At 58.5% G+C, this 21,455-nt stretch carries 25 protein-coding genes; 18 read left to right on the forward strand and 7 right to left on the reverse strand.

The window, feature by feature from the left end; genetic code table 11:
* The first annotated feature begins 22 nt into the window (after positions 1-22).
* The gene (locus BLV81_RS12900; protein ID WP_092356681.1) at positions 23-562 is read left to right on the forward strand and encodes an NADPH-dependent FMN reductase; all 540 of its coding nucleotides are present in this window, start codon (positions 23-25) and stop codon (positions 560-562) included.
* 19 nt (positions 563-581) lie between these two features.
* Here BLV81_RS12900 and BLV81_RS12905 read toward each other — a convergent pair whose 3' ends face one another.
* Positions 582-941 carry a DUF1304 domain-containing protein gene (locus BLV81_RS12905; RefSeq protein WP_218134275.1) on the reverse strand — a complete coding sequence of 120 codons (360 nt, stop codon included), beginning with the start codon at positions 939-941 and terminating at the stop codon, positions 582-584.
* Between the two features lie 88 nt (positions 942-1,029).
* Positions 1,030-1,680 carry a glutathione S-transferase family protein gene (locus tag BLV81_RS12910; protein ID WP_092356684.1) on the reverse strand — a complete coding sequence of 217 codons (651 nt, stop codon included), beginning with the start codon at positions 1,678-1,680 and terminating at the stop codon, positions 1,030-1,032.
* 381 nt (positions 1,681-2,061) lie between these two features.
* On the opposite strand from BLV81_RS12910, the gene BLV81_RS12915 reads away from it, so the two are divergent.
* Positions 2,062-2,463, forward strand: a complete 402-nt coding sequence (locus BLV81_RS12915; protein ID WP_143036331.1) for a hypothetical protein — start codon at positions 2,062-2,064, stop codon at positions 2,461-2,463.
* Here BLV81_RS12915 and BLV81_RS12920 read toward each other — a convergent pair.
* The 5 genes from BLV81_RS12920 to BLV81_RS12940 form a co-directional block, all read right to left on the reverse strand.
* Positions 2,460-2,684 carry a hypothetical protein gene (locus tag BLV81_RS12920; RefSeq protein ID WP_143036332.1) on the reverse strand — a complete coding sequence of 75 codons (225 nt, stop codon included), beginning with the start codon at positions 2,682-2,684 and terminating at the stop codon, positions 2,460-2,462. The genes BLV81_RS12915 and BLV81_RS12920 overlap by 4 nt on opposite strands.
* Before the next feature lie 54 nt (positions 2,685-2,738).
* A complete protein-coding gene (locus tag BLV81_RS12925; RefSeq protein ID WP_092356693.1) occupies positions 2,739-2,984 on the reverse strand; it encodes a hypothetical protein in 246 nt (81 codons plus the stop codon).
* 121 nt (positions 2,985-3,105) lie between these two features.
* A complete protein-coding gene (locus tag BLV81_RS12930; RefSeq protein WP_255365178.1) occupies positions 3,106-4,110 on the reverse strand; it encodes a DMT family transporter in 1,005 nt (334 codons plus the stop codon).
* Positions 4,111-4,230: 120 nt separating this feature from the next.
* A complete protein-coding gene (locus BLV81_RS12935) occupies positions 4,231-4,983 on the reverse strand; it encodes a 2OG-Fe dioxygenase family protein (protein WP_092356696.1) in 753 nt (250 codons plus the stop codon).
* Positions 4,984-6,222: an argininosuccinate synthase-related protein gene (locus BLV81_RS12940; RefSeq protein ID WP_092356698.1), complete on the reverse strand. Its 1,239-nt coding sequence runs from the start codon at positions 6,220-6,222 to the stop codon at positions 4,984-4,986. It abuts the gene before it with no gap.
* A 166-nt stretch (positions 6,223-6,388) separates the two neighbouring features.
* Between BLV81_RS12940 and BLV81_RS12945 the strand changes: the two genes are divergently transcribed.
* From BLV81_RS12945 to BLV81_RS13020, 16 genes are all read left to right on the forward strand, one after another.
* Positions 6,389-7,342, forward strand: coding sequence for a LysR family transcriptional regulator (locus BLV81_RS12945; RefSeq protein WP_092356701.1), 954 nt, complete (start codon positions 6,389-6,391; stop codon positions 7,340-7,342).
* 336 nt (positions 7,343-7,678) lie between these two features.
* Positions 7,679-7,909, forward strand: coding sequence for a hypothetical protein (locus BLV81_RS12950; protein WP_092356703.1), 231 nt, complete (start codon positions 7,679-7,681; stop codon positions 7,907-7,909).
* 54 nt (positions 7,910-7,963) lie between these two features.
* Complete coding sequence (gene dapA, locus BLV81_RS12955) at positions 7,964-8,908, forward strand: 4-hydroxy-tetrahydrodipicolinate synthase (RefSeq protein ID WP_092356706.1); 945 nt, start codon at positions 7,964-7,966, stop codon at positions 8,906-8,908.
* A 7-nt stretch (positions 8,909-8,915) separates the two neighbouring features.
* Positions 8,916-9,494, forward strand: coding sequence for a hypothetical protein (locus BLV81_RS12960; RefSeq protein WP_092356709.1), 579 nt, complete (start codon positions 8,916-8,918; stop codon positions 9,492-9,494).
* Between the two features lie 116 nt (positions 9,495-9,610).
* Positions 9,611-10,693, forward strand: coding sequence for a calcium:cation antiporter (locus BLV81_RS12965; RefSeq protein WP_092356712.1), 1,083 nt, complete (start codon positions 9,611-9,613; stop codon positions 10,691-10,693).
* Between the two features lie 383 nt (positions 10,694-11,076).
* Positions 11,077-12,330, forward strand: a complete 1,254-nt coding sequence (gene urtA, locus BLV81_RS12970; protein WP_092356715.1) for an urea ABC transporter substrate-binding protein — start codon at positions 11,077-11,079, stop codon at positions 12,328-12,330.
* Positions 12,331-12,530: 200 nt separating this feature from the next.
* Positions 12,531-14,135: an urea ABC transporter permease subunit UrtB gene (gene urtB, locus BLV81_RS12975; protein WP_092356718.1), complete on the forward strand. Its 1,605-nt coding sequence runs from the start codon at positions 12,531-12,533 to the stop codon at positions 14,133-14,135.
* Positions 14,132-15,271, forward strand: a complete 1,140-nt coding sequence (urtC, locus tag BLV81_RS12980) for an urea ABC transporter permease subunit UrtC (protein ID WP_092356721.1) — start codon at positions 14,132-14,134, stop codon at positions 15,269-15,271. Before urtB ends, urtC begins: the two co-directional genes overlap by 4 nt.
* 59 nt (positions 15,272-15,330) lie before the next feature.
* Entirely contained in the window at positions 15,331-16,134 is an 804-nt protein-coding gene (gene urtD / locus BLV81_RS12985; RefSeq protein ID WP_255365200.1) for an urea ABC transporter ATP-binding protein UrtD, read from the forward strand.
* 6 nt (positions 16,135-16,140) lie between these two features.
* Positions 16,141-16,839, forward strand: a complete 699-nt coding sequence (urtE, locus tag BLV81_RS12990) for an urea ABC transporter ATP-binding subunit UrtE (RefSeq protein ID WP_092356724.1) — start codon at positions 16,141-16,143, stop codon at positions 16,837-16,839.
* Between the two features lie 6 nt (positions 16,840-16,845).
* Positions 16,846-17,763 (forward strand): urease accessory protein UreD, encoded by a 918-nt coding sequence (locus BLV81_RS12995; RefSeq protein ID WP_092356727.1) that lies wholly within the window; start codon positions 16,846-16,848, stop codon positions 17,761-17,763.
* 78 nt (positions 17,764-17,841) lie between these two features.
* Positions 17,842-18,144, forward strand: a complete 303-nt coding sequence (locus tag BLV81_RS13000; protein WP_092356730.1) for an urease subunit gamma — start codon at positions 17,842-17,844, stop codon at positions 18,142-18,144.
* Positions 18,145-18,156: 12 nt separating this feature from the next.
* On the forward strand, positions 18,157-18,480 hold the full coding sequence (locus BLV81_RS13005; protein WP_092356733.1) for an urease subunit beta: 324 nt from the start codon (positions 18,157-18,159) through the stop codon (positions 18,478-18,480).
* Complete coding sequence (gene ureC / locus BLV81_RS13010) at positions 18,477-20,177, forward strand: urease subunit alpha (RefSeq protein WP_092356736.1); 1,701 nt, start codon at positions 18,477-18,479, stop codon at positions 20,175-20,177. Before BLV81_RS13005 ends, ureC begins: the two co-directional genes overlap by 4 nt.
* Before the next feature lie 46 nt (positions 20,178-20,223).
* Positions 20,224-20,751 carry an urease accessory protein UreE gene (gene ureE / locus BLV81_RS13015; protein ID WP_092356739.1) on the forward strand — a complete coding sequence of 176 codons (528 nt, stop codon included), beginning with the start codon at positions 20,224-20,226 and terminating at the stop codon, positions 20,749-20,751.
* A gap of 23 nt (positions 20,752-20,774) precedes the next feature.
* Entirely contained in the window at positions 20,775-21,455 is a 681-nt protein-coding gene (locus BLV81_RS13020; protein ID WP_092356742.1) for an urease accessory protein UreF, read from the forward strand.

Below are 21,455 nucleotides of genomic sequence, written 5' to 3' on the forward strand. Positions count from 1 at the left end.
CTTGCACATTTCCCTGGGCACCATGAAATTCCTCGCAATCTCGGGCAGCCTACGCGCGGCCTCTCATAACTCTGCCCTGCTCCGTGCCATGGCGCGTCTGGCGCCGGCCGGCGTCAGCGTAACGCTGTACCGCGGCCTGGGCGATTTACCGTTGTTCAATCCCGATATCGAAGCCAGCGACCCGGCTGCCGTAGCGGACTTGCGTACTCAGATCGTTGCCGCCGACGCCTTGCTGATCGCCAGCCCGGAGTATGCGCACGGCATCACTGGCGTCATGAAGAACGCGCTCGACTGGATGGTGGGTTGCGAGGCTTTTGTTCTCAAGCCGGTGGCATTGCTGAACGCCTCGCCAAGGGCGGTGCACGCTCACGCCTCTTTAACAGAAATCGTGACGATGATGTCGGCTCGGATTGTCGATGCAGCGTCGGTCACGGTACCCATCCTCGGTTCGCATCTCGGCGAAGATGAGATAGTCCGGCATCCGGATATTTCCGCAGTACTGCAAAGTGCACTGCACGCATTGCGTGCCGCCGTGCTGGCGACACGCCTGGAGCGTCAATAATTCCCGGGTAAAAGCAGCGTTATCGGCTGACCGCCAGCAGAGCCAGCGCGACGGCTGCCGGCACGGCTTGAATGTACAGGATCTTGCGGCTGACGGTAACTGCGCCGAAGATGCCGGCAACGATCACGCATGCCAGGAAAAAGACCTTGATTGCAAACCCTGGCGCCCCCATGCACAGGCCCCAAGCCAGGCCTGCAGCCAGGAAGCCGTTATACAAACCCTGATTGGCGGCCAGCGCTTTCGAGGCGGCGGCGAATTCCGGCGTAAGCCTGAAAGTCTTGATGCCGAAAGGTTTATCCCACAAGAACATTTCGAGAACCAGAAAATAAACGTGCAATAAGGCGACCAAAGCAATCAGCAGGCTGGTGACAATATTCAAGGCAAACTCCGTTTTCTTAAAATTTTTGGGTGGAACAGGCAATCCCTGTTTCAGCGGGATAGCAAGCGCTATAAGCGCGATTCGCTTTTCACGCTTTTGATTCAAGCTGTTTTGCTTGCTGTGCGGCCAGTTCAGCCTCAAGCGCGGCGACGCGCCGCACTGCCGGCCGGGCATTGATCCTGTCGATGTAGGCCTGGATCACCGGCGACATCGGCACCAGCTGGAAACCCGTAGTCCACTTTAATGCCGTGCCCCATAAAATATCGGCGGCGCTGAATTTCTCTCCCAGGATATACGGTCCCTTCTCAAGCTGATCGGTCAAGGTCTTCAGCATGGTCTCGAAATCGCCATAGGGACAGGTCGATGGCGCCGCAGGCGGATGCTTTTGCGCACGGTCGACCACGGCCGGCTCGAAGCAAGAGCCGTAGTACACCATCCAGCGCAGATACGGGCCGCGCAGCGGATCGCCCAGGGCCGGCGCCAATCCGGCGTCCTGATACAAATCGGCCAGGTACAGGAAGACCGCGACCTGCTCGGTGATCAACGCCTCGCCGTGCCGTACCGCAGGCACTTTACCCATGGGATTGATCGCCAGATATGCCTGCCCGCGCTGCTCTCCTGCTTTCAGGTTGAGGGCATGCAGCTCGTAGTCGGCTCCCAGTTCTTCGAGCAGGATGCGGGCGCCCGTGGAACGCGTATTCGGCGAATGGAAAAATGTTACGCGGCGGCTCAGTGCCATGACGTCTCCTTGTTTTGAAATTGGCGGCGCTTCGATTCAGTAAGGTTTCAGTAATATAGCCCAAGCGCTGCCGACACACTGTGAAACAAACAGACAATATTTTGCGCTTGCAATCCTCGAAATCCACTACTCCGGCTGTGCAAAAACATGTTGCATTGATTTATTAGCAATATTTTTTCTGTTGGCGCGACCCTGCCGGAAACCTTATTAAACCACGATGTTCCATAGGAGAATTCCACCGTGGCGGCGCTTGGCACCTGGCCGATATAGCGCAACTAGGCTGTAAGACAAATGTGAAAAGTGTAAGCAAATGCACGGGACACAATTTTGCCGGCTTCGCTTCGTACAATCGATAGCACTGAACCCATTCAGGAGCGCAAATTGAAATATCCTCTCAGCATCGCAGCAATCATTGCCGGCCGATTTTCAGCTTTTATCCATCCGCCGCAAAAAATCCAGGTCGTAAGCAATGTAACGCTCAGAAATGCGCCGCCGGCGCCGAAAGATGAATTTGAACCCAGTCCGCGCGCCGGCCTGGTCTGGAGCCCTGGATTCTGGAATTATGTAGGCGGCTGGTATGTATGGGAAGCCGGTCATTGGGAGCTGGAGCGGAGCAACCAGCTTTACCTGAAACCCGGCTGGCAAAAAGTCATACACGGCTGGCAGCTGCAGCGCGGCGAATGGCGTGTCACCTCGGTCAACTTTAACAAGAAGGGAGCCGCCGGCAAAAATCAGGATAGCAGCCTGGAATCGCATTACGATCCGCTCGCGGCGTTTCGCTAAAGTCGATTATCCGACCCTTTTTCAATTGCATCGCGGCGCAGCTGGCTGCGCTCCTGGCAGCGAAAACAGATCCAGCGCCTGGATTTGTTGCGCAACACGAAATCGCCATCCGCGACGGCAACTTCGCCCTGATGATGTGAACAGAATCGTTTGCCGGTAACGTTTGCCGTGGCCCGGGTCACCAGCGCCAGCCGGTCTTGTCGCTGCAGATATGCGGTCATTGCTGATTCTTCTTTCATTGCCTGGCCGGTTCAAAGCAGTTGAACCTGCGGTGGCTATTTTCCGAACGGATTGATATTGACAGCATCTTGCACTTTGCTCGACGACGCCGGTGATGAAATCGCCGATGTGGCAGAACTGGTCGCCATCGGGCTGGATAAAAAGATGCTGCCGTCCTGCGCCGCAAGCACATTCCGTGTCTTGGCTTGCGCTATCGAATCGTCGGCCGAGCAAGCGGCGTATATGCCGCCGGCGCCCAAAGCAAGCGCTGCAGCAATCCAGGCTAAATTCGTTTTATTCATGTCAGGTTCTCCGTACGCAGGCACCATCCCGTCAACACATTCACTGCCGCCTCATCGTCGCCAAATAGAACAGATGAAAGACGACGCCGCCCGCACTGCGCTATCGATAAAACCTGCATGCTTACTGATTCGAATCGGCGCCGATGCCGATGACAGGCGCACTTTCCTGCTTGATACTGCGCGTCGAAAAAAACGCGGCAAAATTAAACACCGAACGCGGCAAGGTCGCCCACAAAGTTGCGCCGACAATCAGCGCGCCGCCGATCCAGGACAGCGTACCGAGTTTTTCGCCCAGCCAAAAAGAAGCGAATAGCGCACCGAAAACCGGCTCGCTTCCCATCAACAGAGAAACCCGGGTGGGGTTGCTGCGCCGGACGCCATAGTTCTGTGCAAAAAAAGCAAATATCGTGCAAAACAACACCAGGTAAACCGTACTCACCCAGAAGCTGGGTTCGCTGGGCAGGGGCGGCAGGCCGCCCTGCATGAACAAGCCGGCAACCAGCAAACAGCCAAACCCCACCACCCCGGACTGCACCGCGGTCAAGGTCAGGTTGGACATGTTTTTATTGACCGTCAGGCGCTTGGTCATGACCATCATGAAGGCGCGCATCAAGGCCGCCGCCAGCATCAGGCCGTCTCCCGGATTGAAAGTCAGATCGCTGCCAATGGTCAGCAGCCAGGTGCCGAAGAGCGAGATGAAAGCCACCACGAACGCGCTGGCCTTAGGGCGCTGCGCCATCACCAGCCACTCCACGAACGGGGTAAAGACCACGCACAGGCTGATCAGGAAAGCGGCATTCGAGGCCTGGGTCAAGGCCACGCCGAAGGTCTCGCAAATGAAGATGGCAAGCAGAATCAGACCCAGCGGCAATCCCGCCCGCAACGCGGCCCTGCCTTCCGGCCTGGCCAGTTGACGCAAACTAGGTAGCAACAATACGAAAGTCATGCAAAACCGAATCGCCACAAAACCCAGTACCGGGTAAAACACCAACGCATCCTTGGCCACACCATAGCTGGTACCCCACACTATCGCGACCAGCAATAACAGCAAATCGGCGATCCAGAGGCCTTTGGCGGAAGAATTGGCAGAGGATTTGGCAGAATCGCCGGCAGATAAATTTGTCACTTCGCTTTACTCCAGATAGCGCTAACAGCGCTATCAGTTAAGAAAAAAACGTTCCGCTTAGGTGGAGGCTGAGCGGAACAAACGGCGGGAGCACCGAGGATATTGGTCAGGCCTGTTGCGCTAGGATATTCTGGTGTAGGCAATCACCAGTACATCTCTGAATGCCTCGCGTTTTTCTTCAAACGGCAACACCTTGGTCACCCCGTGCATGGTGCGGGCATCGTCAGCCAGCACCAAGTCCATAGGATCGGTCAAGGTATAACGGCACATCAGTTTGCCGGCAACATCGGTAATATAGGTTTCACCGCCGGCCACGTTGTGACGGCGCACCATCATGGTGACGATGTAATCGACGCCGTCGCGATGCAATCCTTCCGGCGTCGGATTGCCGGGCGCATGGGAACTGGCGCGTATCCGGTAAGGATGCAGGCGGATATCCCATTTGCCGCTGCCGCCCTCGACCTGGTCAAACACCAGCGCCAGAGACAGCAGCAAGCCGGACAGGAAAGGGTTATCGACAAAGTGCCGCTCCAGCGGCTCGAAATGACGCGCGACGTCACCATTGAGTTTATTGATGTAGCTCGGCTGTACGTAAGGTCCATGCGGCAGTTGCTGCAGCACGCCGTCGGCCGCGTCCAGCTCGAATGCACCGTAACGGCGGAATCGATAACTGCCGTTGTCGCCCATGTATTTATCTTGCGGCAGGTTGTTCCAGCAAGCCGCGAACTGGTTCCAGGCCGCAAGATCGACATCGCAGGCAGCTTGCACGGCGCGGCCGGGGAGCACGGTGAACAGCCGGCTGCGCAGCTCGCCGCTGAGATGATTAATGATGAGCGGCGCAATCTTGATTGGCGCCGAGGCCTCGATTTCCATTTAATTTTCCTCGGCCAGCAGCTTGCTCGCGTCCAATACAGAATGGGAAGACAACGACAAGTGACGGCTGGAACGTTGCGCGGCAATTTCTTTTTCCCAGCTATCGCGGTCGGTCAGGTACAGCGGCGCATCGGCCCGGATCGCGCAGACATCGGCGGCGCCGGCACGCAAACGGTAATTGACAGTGCCGCTGACATGCTGCGCGGTTTCGAGGATGAAGCGGTCTGTCGCTGCGCGCAACGGTGTGAACCAGCGGCCTTCGATCGCTTCGCGCACCCACAGCTGTTCCATCTTGAGTTTTTCGCGCAGCAGTTCGGCGTCCAGCACTGCCGTTTCCAGGTGTCGATACGCTTCCAGCAAAGCCATCGCGGCCGGCGCTTCGCGCACTTCCAGCACCTTCTCGCCCTGCTCCAGGTGTTCCAGGCCGCAATAACGGCCTATGCCAAACGCACCGACGCGCTGGTTAAGACGCGCGATCAATTCCAGCAACGGCAAAGCCTCGCCATCGATGGCAACCGGACAGCCTGCATCAAACCTGAGCGAGATTTCTACGCTGGCAGGCGCCGGATCGAGCGCGGCGGTCCAATCAAACAGCGATTCCGGCACCCAGAACGATTCCGGATTATCGAGCGAACCGGATTCGAATTCACGGCACCACAGATTGGCGTCGCCGCTGATGCCGCGTGCCTGGAAGTGCGGCAGGCCGGCAGCGCGCAAGGCTTCGATTTTCTCTTCGCGCGAAATCGCGGTGTATTCATATGGCGTGCCGTAATAACCGGCATAGCCGAGTTGGGCGATCGCGCCATTCAAACGACGCAGCGTGTTCTGCGACTGATTGGCGGTATGGACGATGGCGTTGCAGCCCAGGCGCAACGCGGTTTCAACCGCGAAGCGGGCGATGATAGGACGCGACAGCGACGAACTGATCGGATAGATGCCCATATACTTGGCATTGGCGCGAATCGCCGGCAGCACGGCATCCTCGGCAAACGCTTGCCGGCCATCGATCACCAGCAATTCGGCGCCAAAATGCGAGGTGATCTGTTGCAGGTCCGCGGCGTCGACGCCCTCGCCCAGATCGACAGTCAGCGCCGTGACGCGGCAACCGCTGTCGACCAGGCATTTCAAGGCGTAAGTGCTATCCAGTCCGCCACTGAATAAAGTCAGGACATGCTCGCACTGGCCGGCGACCAGTTTCAGGTCGTCGATACTGCGTATTCTTTTTAGCGGCTGAATCATAGGCGCTCCGGTACTGGATGGCATGAGTGAATTAATAAGGACAAAATAATGACGAATACCTCGACAAATACGAATAAAGACATCGTTATCGATAGTTATTATGTTTTATTCCGGCAAATACGATAATCTATCAATTCAGAACAACACTTATGCGCGACGGGAATAAATGGGAGCTAACCGATATATCAAGCTGATGCCTGACATGGCGGTGTTTGTGCGGGTGGTGGAAACCGGCAGCTTTTCGACGGCGGCCCTCGAGCTGGGCATGACGCCCTCGGCTGTCAGCCGCCAGGTATCGCGTCTCGAACAGGCATTATCGGTCAGATTACTAGAGCGCACCACGCGCAAGCTGCGCCTGAGCGAATCCGGCAGCGAGGCTTATCAGCGCTGCCTGGAAATGGTGAACGCGGCCAAGGCGGCGATGGACGTCGCCGATAAATTCGTGGCGGTGCCGCAGGGCCTGCTGCGGGTCGGCATGCCGAAAGCCTTCGGCAAATCGGTGGTTACTCCCCTGATACCAGGTTTCCTGGAAAAATATCCGCAAGTCGATGTGCAACTTATTCTGACCGATCGCCACGTCGACTTGATCAATGACGATGCCGACCTGGTGATCCGCATCACCAGCCAGCCAGCCGACGGCCTGGTGGCGCGGCCGCTGATGTCGATCGACCAGGTGCTGTGCGCTACCCCCAGCTATCTGGCCCAGCACGGCACACCCAAACAGCCGCAAGACCTGTGCGGCCACAGCTGCCTTTACCTCGGCGAAACCGCGGGAGATTCCGACTGGCGCTTCATGCGCCAGGGTGAAACCACCATCATCAAGGTCAGCGGACGCTATGTCGTCAATCACAGTGAAGCGCGGCTGGAAGGCGTGCTGCAAAATCTGGGTATCGGCTGCCTGCCCTATTTCATCGTGCGCAACGCCCTTGAGCAAGGCCTGGTAAAAGCCGTGCTCACCGATTGGGAATTCGTCGCCGCCTATCAGGGCACAGCCTTCATACAATACCTGCCGACCCGTTATCTGGCGCCCAAAATGCGGGTATTCATCGATCATCTGGCCAGCCATATGGAGGCCGACCTGAAACCCCTGGACCGGCGGCGGCTGGCGGCCGGCAAATGAAACATCTGGTCCGCAGCAAACAGATGCTGGCATTGACCAGCCTGGTTTGCCTGTATGGCCTGCCGAAGGCCGGCCCATAGCAATTTTTACGCGACGTTTTTACGTAATGTTTACAAGCCCGTCATCCCTTTTTAGAGAATCTTTACGCCCCCCCTGCTAATCTGTAATCACCAAAACGACCAGTAGACATCCTCTATGAATCAGGTAATTTCAGCATCGTCGGCATGGCGCTTTTCTTCGCTTCCCGCGGCCGTTTCAAAAAAAACCCAGGCTCCCGCCTTGCCCATCCCGCTAAGCTCCAATCGCAAGCAAACGCTCCCCAGCCAAAAAGATCTCATGATGTGCATCACGGTGGATGCCGCTTCCGTGGCTGAGCTGCGGCGCGTCATCGTCAGTACCTGCGGCGACCTGATGGTCTATATGCGGATCAAGCCGGTCGACCACGCCAGCAAGATGAAATTCTGGCTGTGCCTGAGCAAGACCTCGGTTGACGCTGTCATCGGCAACATCATGCGGGCCTTGCCGCAGGCAGAATTTGGCCGCATTACGCCGCTGACGCCGGCATGAACGTCACCATCTGCATCGAAACTTTCACTCACCTACTGAAAACAAAACATCATCATGTCCACCTTTGAAGGCATCTGGGTTCCCCTCGTCACGCCTTTCCGACAAGGCAAACTCGATCTTTACAGTGCGCAGCAACTAGCCCTGAGCTTGTCCGCTGCCGGCGTGCACGGCCTGGTGGCCTGCGGCACTACCGGCGAAGCGGCGACATTGAACGAGCATGAGCAAGACAGGATGTTGTGCGGCGTGATGGAAGCCGTGCAACACCGTTGCCCCGTTGTGATGGGCGTCAGCGGCAGCGACACACGGGTAGTCGCGGAAAAAATCGCGCGCCTGAACGCACTGCGGCCAGCCGGTTTCCTGGTCTCGGCGCCGTCTTATGTGCGCCCCTCGCAAGAAGGCATACGCTTGCACTTCGAGGCGGTGGCGAACGCGGCCGAGAGTCCGGTCATCCTGTACAACATTCCGGCCAGGACCGGCGTCAATATTGATGTCGCCACCGTGATCGCACTGGAACGCCACGCGAATATCGCGGCAGTCAAGGAGTGCGGCGGCAATCTGGCGCAGACCATGGAATTGATCAACCACACGGATCTGAACATCTTGTGCGGCGATGACGCCTTGTTGTTCAACACGCTCTGCCTGGGTGGGCATGGCGCCATTTCCGCCGCCGCGCATATACGGCCGGACTTGTTTGTGCATCTGTTTGAACTGGTGCGCGCCGGACAAATCGGCCCGGCGCGGACCCTGTTCAGGCAGCTGTTGCCGATGATACAGCTGCTGTTTTCGGAGCCGAATCCCGGCCCCGTGAAAGCTGCCCTGGCCATGCAAGGGCAGATGCTGGACGAACTGCGCCTGCCAATGACGCCTATGTCCGCGCCGGGTCGCCTCAAACTGGCCAAGGCGCTGGAAAAACTGAAAGCGATCCCGATTGCCGGGAAAGCTGCGAAGTCCGCATTCTCCGTCGCCGGCGAATCCAGGCTGCTCGGTCTTGTGCGATGACGCTCTCATGATACTGACTATCGCATCGCAAGAGCTGTCCGCCACATCCGACCTTGCCGATTCAATGGCGGCAGCGATCGCGCGGCGCCGGGCGCGCGCCGGCCGCAATGTACTGCTTATCTACAAGACGACGGTTGCCACTGATGGCTGGCTGGCGACGGCAATCAAATCGGGGGCGGAAACACGCGAAATTCCCGCCATGAACATTGCCAATGAACTGGTGTCGGCAAAAATGGAGTATCACGATATCGTCATCAGCATGCCGCAGCTGGAAGACGCGGGTTCACTGTACGCACTGGCGACGGCAGAGTTGGCCGTATTTGCGATACAAGCAGATCAATGGCGGTCAGACAGGAATCTGATTTCAAGCATTCATGCAGCCCGAACCAGGAATCCCGAATTGCCGGTGCTGCTACTGATCGACAATCTTCAAGGCACTGCAGGGCGCGCCATCATGGCGGCACTGTCGGCGCAAATCGCCAATGTCCGCTTCCTGCATCTCTCCGCGAAGAAACGGGATGAGACTAGCGTCGGCGCCTTGTACCAGGCGATCTACGCGCACTGCGCAGCTGCCTGCCAGGCCTGAGCGGCATTCTCTGGAAATGACCGGGCCGGGATTCTGGCGCGTCCTGGATGCTCGCCTGCATGGATGGCAATCAATCAACACTTGCCAAAAATGTCTGATACGTGTCAAATCGGCATATGAAAATTTCCCCGGCACTCCCCATATGGTCCATTGCGACTCCGCTCGCCGGTTGGCTCTTTCTTGGCGGCGCGAGTTTTAATCTCGGCAGCAGTTATACAATATTACTCGTGGCCGGCTTGCTCGGCAGCGTGCTGGCAGCGGTATATCACGCCGAGGTAGTGGCGCATCGGGTGGGCGAACCTTACGGCACCCTGGTGCTGGCGCTGGCGGTGACATTGATTGAAGTGGCGCTGATCGTATCGCTGATGCTGGCCGGCGGCGAAGAAACCACGGGGCTGGCACGCGATACGGTGTTTGCCGCCATCATGATAATTCTCAACGGTATCGTCGGCATCTGCCTGCTGGTCGGCGCCAGCCGCCATAAGGAACAAAGCTTCGGCTTGCTGGGCGTCAGCGCCTCGCTCGCCACGCTGGCGGCAATTGCGGTGCTGACACTGGTACTGCCTAACTACACCTCGACCGCGGCGGGGCCGTTCTACAGTCCTAGCCAGCTGGCGTTCATCGCCATCATCTCGTTGATACTCTACGGCACCTTCGTACTGGTGCAAACCGTGCGCCACCGCGACTACTTCCTGCCGGAGGAAGCGGTCAACGATGAAGATGTCCATGCGGCGCCGCCGTCGAACAAGGTAGCGGCTATCAGCGCTGCCCTGCTGCTGGTTTGCCTGGGCGCGGTGGTTCTGCTGGCGAAGGCGCTGGCGCCGCCCCTGGAAACCGCCGTGGCAAGCGTCGGCGCGCCCAAGACCCTGGTCGGCATCATCATTGCCGCCGTAGTGCTGCTGCCGGAAGCCTTGGCCGCCGTGCATGCAGCGCGCGCCAATCGCCTCCAGACCAGCCTCAACCTGGCGCTGGGCTCGGCGCTAGCCAGTATCGGCCTGACCATTCCGGCGGTGGCTATCGTCTCGCTGTCTACCGGCTGGACCTTGTCGCTGGGCCTGGATATCAAATCCACCGTGCTGTTGCTGCTGTCGTTTATCGTCGCCACTTTGTCACTCGGCACCGGACGCACCACAGTCATGCAAGGTACTGTCCATCTGGTGATTTTTGCCGTCTATTTGTTTACTACTATCGTTCCCTGAACCAAGCGCGCCGTCCAATCGACGACGCGGAAAAAATCCGGGGCGACCTGAGTTGCTCCGGATTTTTGCACTAATCGAGTTCATTTTTACAACGGCACCGCGCCATCGCATTAGCCGGCACCACACTGGTGCACTCAAGCAACGCCAACATCTCACCTCACCAAATTCGGGCGCCGGCAATCTCGTTTGCGCCAGCACTGCTCAAAATTCAAGTAAGCCCTCCTGGAACCGGCGCATCGCGCCGCCCTCTTCACTGGCATGCATTCTGCTAAAGCTATTACGCAATCAGCGCATTCCCAGCATCTGATTTGCCCCCCTTACCTGCTTTCTTAGTCCGTGCTTATTTTTGTGTTTCTGTTTTTATCGCTCACCAGGAGAAATTCATGTCACGTCGCACCCTTTTGAAAGCTACCGCACTCGGTGCTTTCGCACTTGCCGCCAGCGCATGGCTACCATCCGCATTTGCTGCGGACACCATCAAGGTAGGTGTTCTGCACTCCTTGTCCGGCACCATGGCCATCTCGGAAACGTCGCTGAAAGATGTGGCCCTGATGGCGATCGAAGAGATCAATGCCAACGGCGGCGTATTAGGCAAGAAGCTGGAACCGGTAGTGGTCGATCCCGCCTCCAACTGGCCGCTGTTTGCCGAGAAGGCGCGCCAGCTGATTTCTCAAGACAAGGTATCGGTGGTATTCGGCTGCTGGACTTCGGTATCGCGCAAATCGGTGCTGCCGGTATTCAAGGAACTCAACAGCCTGCTGTTTTATCCGGTGCAATATGAAGGTGAAGAGCTGGAGAAAAACGTCTTCTACACCGGCGCTGCGCCAAATCAGCAAGCGATCCCGGCGACTGAATATCTGATGTCGAAAGAAGGCGGCGGCGCCAAGCGCTTCGTGCTGCTCGGCACCGATTACGTGTATCCGCGCACCACCAACAAGATCCTGCGCGCCTTCCTGCATAGCAAAGGCGTGAAGGATACGGATATCGACGAAGTCTACACACCGTTCGGCCACTCCGATTACCAAACCATCGTCGCCAACATCAAGAAATTCTCCGCCGGCGGCAAAACCGCTGTGATCTCGACCATCAACGGCGACTCCAACGTGCCGTTCTACAAAGAACTGGGCAATGCCGGCCTGAAAGCCACGGACGTCCCGGTAGTAGCGTTCTCGGTCGGTGAAGAAGAGCTGCGCGGCGTCGATGCCAAGCCGCTGGTAGGCCACCTGGCGGCATGGAATTATTTTGAATCGGTGAAAAATCCCGTCAACACCGCCTTCATCAAGAAATGGAAAGCCTACGCACTCGCCAAGAACCTGCCGAACGCCAGCACCGTAGTCACCAACGATCCGATGGAAGCAACCTATGTCGGCATCTACATGTGGAAACAAGCCGTAGAAAAAGCGAAGTCCACGGATACGGACAAAGTCATCGCCGCCATGTCCGGCCAGAAATTCAAAGCCCCGTCTGGTTATGAATTGGAAATGGACGCTACGAATCATCACCTGCACAAACCGGTAATGATTGGTGAAATCAAGGCTGACGGTCAGTTTAATGTGGTGAACAAAACAAAGACAACGATCCGCGCCCAGCCTTGGAGTCCGTATATCGCTGGTAATGAAAGCAAGCAAAAGCTCTGACGCCAGCGCATCAAAAATGTGACCACTGCCGGGCTAGCCCCGGCATGTATCCACGGAGTAGCGAACGTTTAAGTACCCGTCGAATGCAACGATACGTACTCCGTAGCCCGTTAAATGGGGTCAGAGTAATTTTCGCAAAGGACGCGAAAAAAAAACTCTGACCCCATTTAACTGCTTTTCTGGTGGCGCTAAATAGACTGATGAAAATCTCAAGAAAAATCCTTATCATTGCTGGTCTGTGCCTGCACATCGCGCTGGCGCACGCCAAGATCGACCCGGCGCTGCTCAAGCCGCTGGCCGGCGACGATCCTGACGCACGCATTGTCGCGGTCAACCAGATAGCTGCGCTGGCCAATGACGACGCATTAAAAATCCTCAACGCCCTGAACACCGATGCGCTGTATGCCCAGCCCGACGGCACGGTATTGATCGTCGACGACGCCAAGGCATTCAACCCCGCCACCGACCAAACCCTGAGCACCCCCGACGACGCCGAAGCCGTCAGCGTCAACAACCGCCTGCGCGGCACAGTAGAAGGCGCCCTATCCGGCCTGAAATTATTTTCATCCAACCGCAAACTGCGCATGGCCGCCGCCACCGAGCTGATGAAAACCGCCGATCCAGCCCAAATCCCGCTGATCAGCAAAGCTCTCCACAAAGAAAACGACCCAGAGATCCAGGCCGCCCTGCAACAGGTGATCGCCACCGCCAACCTGCACTCGCCCGATGCCGCCATCCGCAAGGCCGCTGTGCAAACCCTGGCCGGCAGCACCAACGCCAACCTGCGCCCCGCCCTGCAAAACCTGCTTAACAAGAATCCGGACGGCAGCTACATCGAAACCGATGAAGCAGTCCGCATCGAAGCGGTACGCACCCTGGGTGTGCTGGACCGGCATCTGGCCACCGTCGACTTCATCGGCAAGGTGTTCTACGGCATCTCGCTCGGCAGCGTACTGCTGCTGGCCGCACTCGGACTGGCGATTACTTTCGGCCTGATGGGCATCATCAACATGGCGCATGGCGAATTGCTGATGATCGGCGCCTACACTACCTATGTCTGCCAACTGCTGTTCCGCCAATACTTCCCGGCAGCGCTGGACGGCTACCTGCTGGTAGCGCTGCCGGCCGCCTTCATCGTCACTGCCGCCGTCGGCATCGTGCTGGAGCGGCTGGTGCTGCGCTGGCTATACGGCCGGCCGCTGGAAACCCTGCTCTGCACCTGGGGTATCAGCCTGATGCTGATGCAGCTGGTGCGTTCGATTTTCGGTGCGCAAAACGTCGAAGTCGCCAATCCCGGCTGGATGTCGGGCGGCGTCACCGTGCTTGGCTCGCTGGTGCTTTCGTACAACCGCATCGTGATCATTTTCTTCGCGCTGTTCGTGGTGCTGGCAGTGTGGCTGATCCTGAACAAAACCCGGCTTGGCCTGTTTGTACGGGCTGTCATGCAAAACCGCCGCATGGCGTCTTGCGTCGGCGTCTCGACCGGCAAGATCGACATGATGACCTTCGGCCTCGGCTGCGGCATCGCCGGACTGGGCGGCGTAGCGCTGTCGCAACTGGGCAATGTCGGGCCGGATCTCGGCCAGGGCTATATCGTCGACTCGTTCATGGTGGTGGTGCTGGGCGGCGTCGGCCAGCTGGCGGGCACCGTCATCGCCGCCTTCGGCCTGGGCGAAGTCAACAAGTTCCTGGAACCGGTGGCAGGCGCGGTGCTGGCCAAAATCGCGATCCTGGTATTCATCATCGTCTTCATTCAAAAACGTCCGCAAGGCCTGTTTGCACTGAAAGGCAGGAGCGTAGAATGACTTCCGCAACCCTATCCGCATCGCACAACATCGCTGCCGCCAAAACCCCTCTGTTCTCGCGCCCGGCATGGAGCGGAATCATCTTCTGCAGCGTGATCCTGGCGCTGCTGCCGATACTCAACCTGGCATTCCCTGCCGGCCACGGATTGCACATCTCCAGCTATACCGTGGCGCTGGTCGGCAAGTTCATGTGCTACGCCATGGCTGCGCTGGCGCTGGACCTGGTGTGGGGTTACACCGGCATCCTTTCGCTCGGCCACGGCGTCTTCTTTGCGCTGGGCGGCTACGCCCACGGCATGTACCTGATGCGGGCGATCGGCCGCGATGGCGTCTATCAGAGCAACCTGCCCGATTTCATGGTGTTCCTCGACTGGAAAACCTATCCCTGGTTCTGGTCCCTGACCGACAACTTCTGGTACTGCATGGCGCTGGTGGTGCTGGTGCCGGGTGTGCTGGCCTTTGTGTTCGGCTACTTTGCCTTCCGCTCGCGTATCAAAGGCGTGTATTTCTCGATCATCACGCAAGCCATGACCTTCGCCTTCATGCTGCTGTTCTTCCGCAACAATACCGGCTTTGGCGGCAACAACGGCTTCACCGACTTCAAGCGCATCCTGGGGTATTCGATCACCGCGCCATCGACCAAGGCGGTACTGTACCTGATCACGCTGGCCTTCCTGCTCGGCGCCCTGCTGCTGTGCCGCTGGATCGTCACCTCCAAGCTGGGACGGGTGCTGCAGGCGGTGCGCGATTCCGAATCGCGCCTGATGTTCATCGGCTATAACCCGCTCTGGTTCAAGTTGTTTGTGTGGACCTTGTCGGCGGTGTTGTGCGGCATTGCCGGCGCCTTGTACGTGCCGCAGGTCGGCATCATCAATCCATCCGAGATGTCGCCGGCCAATTCGATTGAAATGGTGATCTGGGCAGCCGTCGGCGGCCGCGGCTCGCTGCTGGGACCGATCATCGGCGCCTTCTCTGTCAACGGTTTGAAGAGCTGGTTTACCGGCGCCTTCCCCGATTTGTGGCTGTATGCACTGGGCTTGATTTTCATCCTGGTGACGCTATTCATGCCGCAAGGAATCCTGGGCCTGGCGCAGAAATTGAAAAGCAAATCCAGGAACAGCAAGGAGGCCGCGTGAGCCAGCCTATCAGTCCGATCTATAATCCGGCGCAGCCATCCGACAAAGTCGATAACGCCCTGCATGCCGACTACGGCACCTCGTATGCGCGGATCAAGCCGGAAGGTGTCGACACCACCCACGGCGCCATCCTCTACCTGGAAAACATCACGGTCTCGTTCGACGGCTTCAAGGCGCTGAATAATCTGAACCTCGATATTTCGGTAGGCGAACTGCGTTGCATCATCGGCCCCAACGGCGCCGGCAAAACCACCATGATGGATGTCATCACCGGCAAGACCCGCCCCAGCGCCGGCACCGCCTTCTTCGGCCAAAGCATAGACCTGACAAAATTGACCGAATACGACATCGCCCACGCCGGCATCGGCCGCAAATTCCAGCGGCCGACGGTATTCGAACAGCACACGGTGTTCGAGAATCTCGAGCTGGCCATGAAGATGGACAAGCGCGTCAAGACCACCTTGTTTTCCAGGCTGAGCTCGGAGCAGATCGACAAGATAGCCGCCTGCCTCAAGCTGATCCGCCTCAATGGCAACGAGCGGCGGCTAGCCGGCTTGCTGTCGCACGGCCAGAAGCAATGGCTGGAAATCGGCATGCTGCTGATGCAGGAACCGCAGCTGCTGTTGCTGGATGAACCGGTGGCCGGCATGTCAGATGCGGAAACTGCGCGCACCGCCGAGCTGCTCAATGAACTGCGCGGCAAGCACTCGATCATGGTGGTCGAGCATGACATGGGATTCGTCGCCGAAATCGCCCAGCAGGGCAAGGTCACGGTCTTGCACGAAGGTTCGGTGCTGGCGGCCGGCAAGATGTCCGACGTGCAAGCCGACGAGCGTGTGATCGAAGTCTATCTCGGGCGCTAGAAGAATATGTTAAACGTTGAACAACTGAATCAATACTACGGCTCCTCGCACACGCTACGTGGCGTATCGCTGTCCCTGGAAAAGGGAAAATGCCTGGCTCTGCTGGGCCGCAACGGCGTCGGCAAAACCACCTTGCTGAAATGCCTGATGGGCGTGCTGCCCAGTGCCAGCGGCAAAGTCATGCTGGAAGGCCGCGACATCACCAGCCTGAAGCCGCACCAGCGCGCCGCACTGGGGATTGCCTATGTTCCGCAGGGACGTGAAATCTTCGCCCGCCTGTCGGTGCAAGAAAACCTGTTGATGGGCATGGCCGCCAAGTCGGGAAAAAAGGCATTGCTGATCAAGGATGAAGTCTACGAACTGTTCCCGGTGCTGAAGGAAATGCTGCAACGGCGCGGCGGCGACCTGTCCGGCGGCCAGCAACAGCAGCTGGCGATAGCGCGGGCCCTGCTGGCGGAACCCAAGCTGATCATCCTGGATGAGCCGACCGAAGGCATCCAGCCATCGATCATCAAGGATATCGGCCGCGTGATCCGCCTGCTGCGCGAGCGCGGCGACATCGGCATCCTGCTGTGCGAACAGTACTTCGATTTTGCCCGTGACCTGGCAGACAATTTTGTGGTGCTGTCGCGCGGTGAAGTGGTTGCCGCCGGCAGCCAGGAAAACATGGATGATGACAGCGTAAAACGACACTTGGCGGTATAGTGCCGCATGGACAATTTGATTACCCAGCCATCGTTGCCGACGGCCGGACTTGCTCCGGCCGTGCCGACTGTGCCTTCCCCCGAGCCAACCCGGCGCAGCGGCGACCAGGCCTGGCTGTCTTTGGCATTTGCCGACGACCGAGGCACCACGCGCTTGCTGGATCGCGCCCACTACGGCCCCTTGCGCGTGCAAAAAGCGCTCTATCCGGAACACCCGTCGATCTGCCATGCCATCATCGTCCACCCGCCCGGCGGCGTGGTTGGCGGCGATCAGCTAAGCATCAAAGCCGGTGTCGGCGAACGCGCGCATGCCTTCCTCACCACGCCCGGCGCCGCCAAGTGGTACCAGGCCAACGGCAAGATTTCGCAACAGCAGGTAACGCTGCAGGTGGCCGATGCCGCCACGCTGGAATGGCTGCCGCAGGAAAGCATTTTTTTCGACCAGGCCCATGTCGCGCTGGAACACAAGGTCGAGCTGCAAGGCGACGCCCGCTATATCGGCGGCGAAATCCTGTGCTTCGGCCGCACCGCGTCGGGAGAAACCTTCGACAGCGGCCGTGTTTCGCAGCAGACCAGTATCCGTCGCGATGGCAAATTATTATATTTCGAACAAGGCATGCTGAACGGCGGCAGCGATGCCATGCACAGCCGCCTGGGATTGGCGGCATGTACCGTCTGCGCCACCCTGATTGTGGTCGGCAAGCCATTCCCCGGCAGCTTGCTACAGCAGCTGCGCGAACTCGCCAGCCAGCTGACCGGAGACCGGGCCAGCGTCGGCGCAACCCAGATGAAGTCGGTCCTGGTGCTGCGCCACCTGGGACATTCCAGCGAACTTGCGCGGCGCTGGATGATGCAGACATGGCAACTGATCCGCCCGCAATTGCTAGGACACGAAGCACTGGTGCCGCGGATCTGGAACACCTGATCGTCGTCAAAAATCCGCGGCAATCCGCAACGTCGGAAAATGCAAGAACCAACGTCATCTGAAAGAAAGAATAGAACCATGGACCTGACGCCAAGAGAGAAAGACAAGCTGCTGATTTTCACCGCCGCATTGCTGGCAGAGCGCCGCCTGGCGCGCGGCTTGAAGCTGAATTATCCGGAAGCGGTCGCCTTGATCAGCGCCGCCATCATGGAAGGCGCACGCGACGGCAAGAGCGTCGCCGAGCTGATGTCCTACGGCAGCAAGATCTTGACGCGGGCCGACGTCATGGACGGCATCGCCGAAATGATTCCCGATATTCAGGTTGAAGCCACCTTCCCCGACGGCAGCAAGCTGGTCACCGTGCACCACCCTATTCCCTAGACTGGAGCAGCCATGATCCCAGGAGAAATGTTCATCCAGCCAGGCGACATCGAACTCAATGCCGGCCGCAGGTGCAGTACTGTCAGCGTCGCCAACAGCGGCGACCGGCCGATCCAGATCGGTTCGCACTTTCATTTTTATGAAGTCAATCCGGCCCTGCTGTTCGAGCGCGAAGAAGCCTACGGCATGCGGCTCAACATTGCAGCCGGCACCGCCGTGCGCTTCGAGCCGGGACAGAAACGCACGGTGGAACTGGTCGAGCTGGCCGGCGACCGCATCGTCTACGGATTCAACGGCAAGGTCATGGGTGCATTGACGAAACGAGTAAAATCATGAGCAAAATCACAAGACACGCCTACGCCGAAATGTACGGTCCAACCGTCGGCGACCGCATTCGCCTGGCTGACACCGAGCTCTTCATCGAAATCGAAAAGGATTACGCCACCTACGGCGAAGAAGTGAAGTTCGGCGGCGGCAAGGTGATCCGCGACGGCATGGGCCAGTCGCAGCGCCTGCACCGCGACGTCATGGACACCGTGATCACCAATGCCGTGATCATCGACCACTGGGGTATCGTCAAGGCCGACATCGGTATCAAGGGCGGCAAGATAGCCGCCATCGGCAAGGCCGGCAATCCGGATATCCAGCCGGATGTCAGCATGGTGATCGGCGGCGCCACCGAGATTATCGCCGGCGAAGGCAAGATCGTGACTGCCGGCGGCATCGATTCGCACATCCATTTCATCTGCCCGCAGCAAATCGAAGAAGCCTTGATGAGCGGCGTCACCACCATGCTGGGCGGCGGCACCGGCCCCGCTGCCGGCACTGCCGCCACCACTTGCACCCCCGGCCCCTGGCATCTGCATGCGATGCTGTCGGCAGCCGATGCGTTCCCGATGAACCTGGGTTTCCTGGGCAAGGGCAATATCAGCCTGCCGGGGCCGCTGGAAGAACAGGTGCGCGCCGGCGCCATCGGCCTCAAATTGCATGAGGACTGGGGTTCGACCCCGGCCGCCATCGACAATTGCCTGAGCGTCGCCGACCGCATGGATGTGCAGGTCGCTATCCATAGCGACACCCTGAACGAAGGCGGCTTCCTGGAACACACGCTGGCGGCGTTCAAGGATCGCACCATCCACACCTTCCATACCGAAGGCGCGGGCGGCGGCCATGCGCCGGATATCATCGCCGCAGTCGGCAACAGTAATGTACTACCCTCCTCGACCAATCCGACCCGGCCGTTTACCGTCAACACGCTGGATGAACATCTGGACATGCTGATGGTCTGCCATCATCTTGATGCGGCGATTGCGGAAGATGTGGCGTTCGCCGAATCGCGCATCCGGCGCGAGACGATCGCCGCTGAAGATATCTTGCATGACATCGGCGCCATCAGCATGATGTCTTCCGATTCGCAAGCCATGGGCCGGGTCGGCGAGGTCATCATGCGTACCTGGCAAACCGCCCACAAGATGAAAGTCCAGCGCGGCACGCTGGCCGAGGACAGCAGTAAGTCGGATAATTTCCGGGTCAAGCGCTACATTTCCAAATACACGATCAATCCTGCCATCACCCATGGCATCGCACATGTGGTCGGCTCCATCGAAGTCGGCAAGATTGCCGACCTGGTGTTGTGGAAACCGGCTTTCTTCGGCGTCAAGCCATCCACCATTTTGAAGAGCGGCATGATTGCAGCCGCACAGATGGGCGATCCGAATGCGTCCATCCCGACACCGCAACCGGTGCATTACCGGATGATGTTCGGCGCCTACGGCGGCGGCCTCAAGACTTCGCTGACCTTCGTTTCGCAAGCCGCGTATGACGACGGCATCGGCGAACGCTTGAAGCTGAACAAGCCGGTGCTGGCGATCAAGGACGTGCGCCATCTGCGCAAGCACCACATGATACACAACGGCGCCACGCCGCACATGGAAGTCAATCCGGAAACCTATGAAGTGCGTGCCGACGGCGAACTGCTGATATGCGAGCCGGCCAGCATATTGCCGATGGCGCAGCGCTACTTCTTGTTTTGATTTTATTTCTGGCCATATTTTTTGATCGCATTTTAACGAGAGCAAGATGTTAATTCTCAACACAAAAGTAGAACATGCCGATTTGGTGCAAGGCGAACTGATCTTGCCCTATGAGCTACGCGAAAAAAGCCGCCTGCGCGCGACGCTGACCAGTGGCGAGGAAGTCGGCGTGTTCACAGTACGCGGCACGGTGCTGCGCCACGGCGATCTGATCAAGGGCAGCGACGATGCAGGCCAGGAGCGCGTGGTCAGGATACTGGCTGCCGCCGAAGCCACTTACCGTATCGAATGCGCCAGTCCGCACGCCCTGTTGCGCTGTGCTTTTCATCTTGGAAACCGGCACACGCAAGCCCATGTCGGCGACGGCTTTCTGCGCATACGTAACGATCCGGTACTGAAAGAAATGCTGGAAGGATTGAACGCCACGGTTACCGAAGAGCTGGCGGCATTCGAACCGGAATCCGGCGCGTATGGTCACGGCAGCGGCGGCCATCACCATCATCACGACGGCTTGCTGGCGCCGGTGCCGTTGCGCCAGAAAATCCATAGGCCCGGCGACGAACCCGCGGCTTAATCTTGGCAAACCCGGCAAACACCATGCATGCAACTGCGCTGCTCCATTTGCTGCAACTAGCCAGTCCGTCGCTGCCTATCGGCGCCTATAGCTATTCGCAAGGGCTGGAAACGGCGATCGACAAAGGCTGGGTCAAGGATACGGAATCTGCGCGCAACTGGATCTGCGGCAATTTGCAGCAAGTCGTTGCGCAATTTGAAGCGCCGATCTTGTGGCGTCTGCTGCAGGCGTTCGAGCGGCGTGACGGCGCCGCGGTCGAACTTTGGACTGAACGCTTCATCGCCGCCCGCGATACCGCCGAGTTTCGCGCCGAAACCATACAGATGGGATTTTCCCTGGGTAAGCTGGCGATCGAATTGCAGATAGGCGACGCCGAGCTGCTAGCCATCTTGCAAGCCCGGCCGGAACTGCCTCTACCTACCGCTTACGCCTACGCCGCTGTGGCGCTGCAGGTACCGCATGAAGCAGCGCTGCTGGGCATGCTGTTTTCCTGGGCGGAAAACCAGGTGCTGGTGTGCGTCAAAACGATACCCCTGGGCCAGGTTGCCGGCCAGCGTCTGCTGCTGTCCTTGCAAGCTGAACTGCGGCTGGCGGCCGATAAGGCACAAAGCCTGGCCGACCATGAACTCTGCAACTGGTCGCCCGGATTGTCGCTGCTGTCAATGCAGCATGAAGAACAGTACAGCCGTCTCTATCGCTCCTGA

It is taken from the genome of Collimonas sp. OK242 (assembly GCF_900107095.1).
In the GTDB taxonomy this organism is placed as follows: domain Bacteria; phylum Pseudomonadota; class Gammaproteobacteria; order Burkholderiales; family Burkholderiaceae_D; genus Collimonas.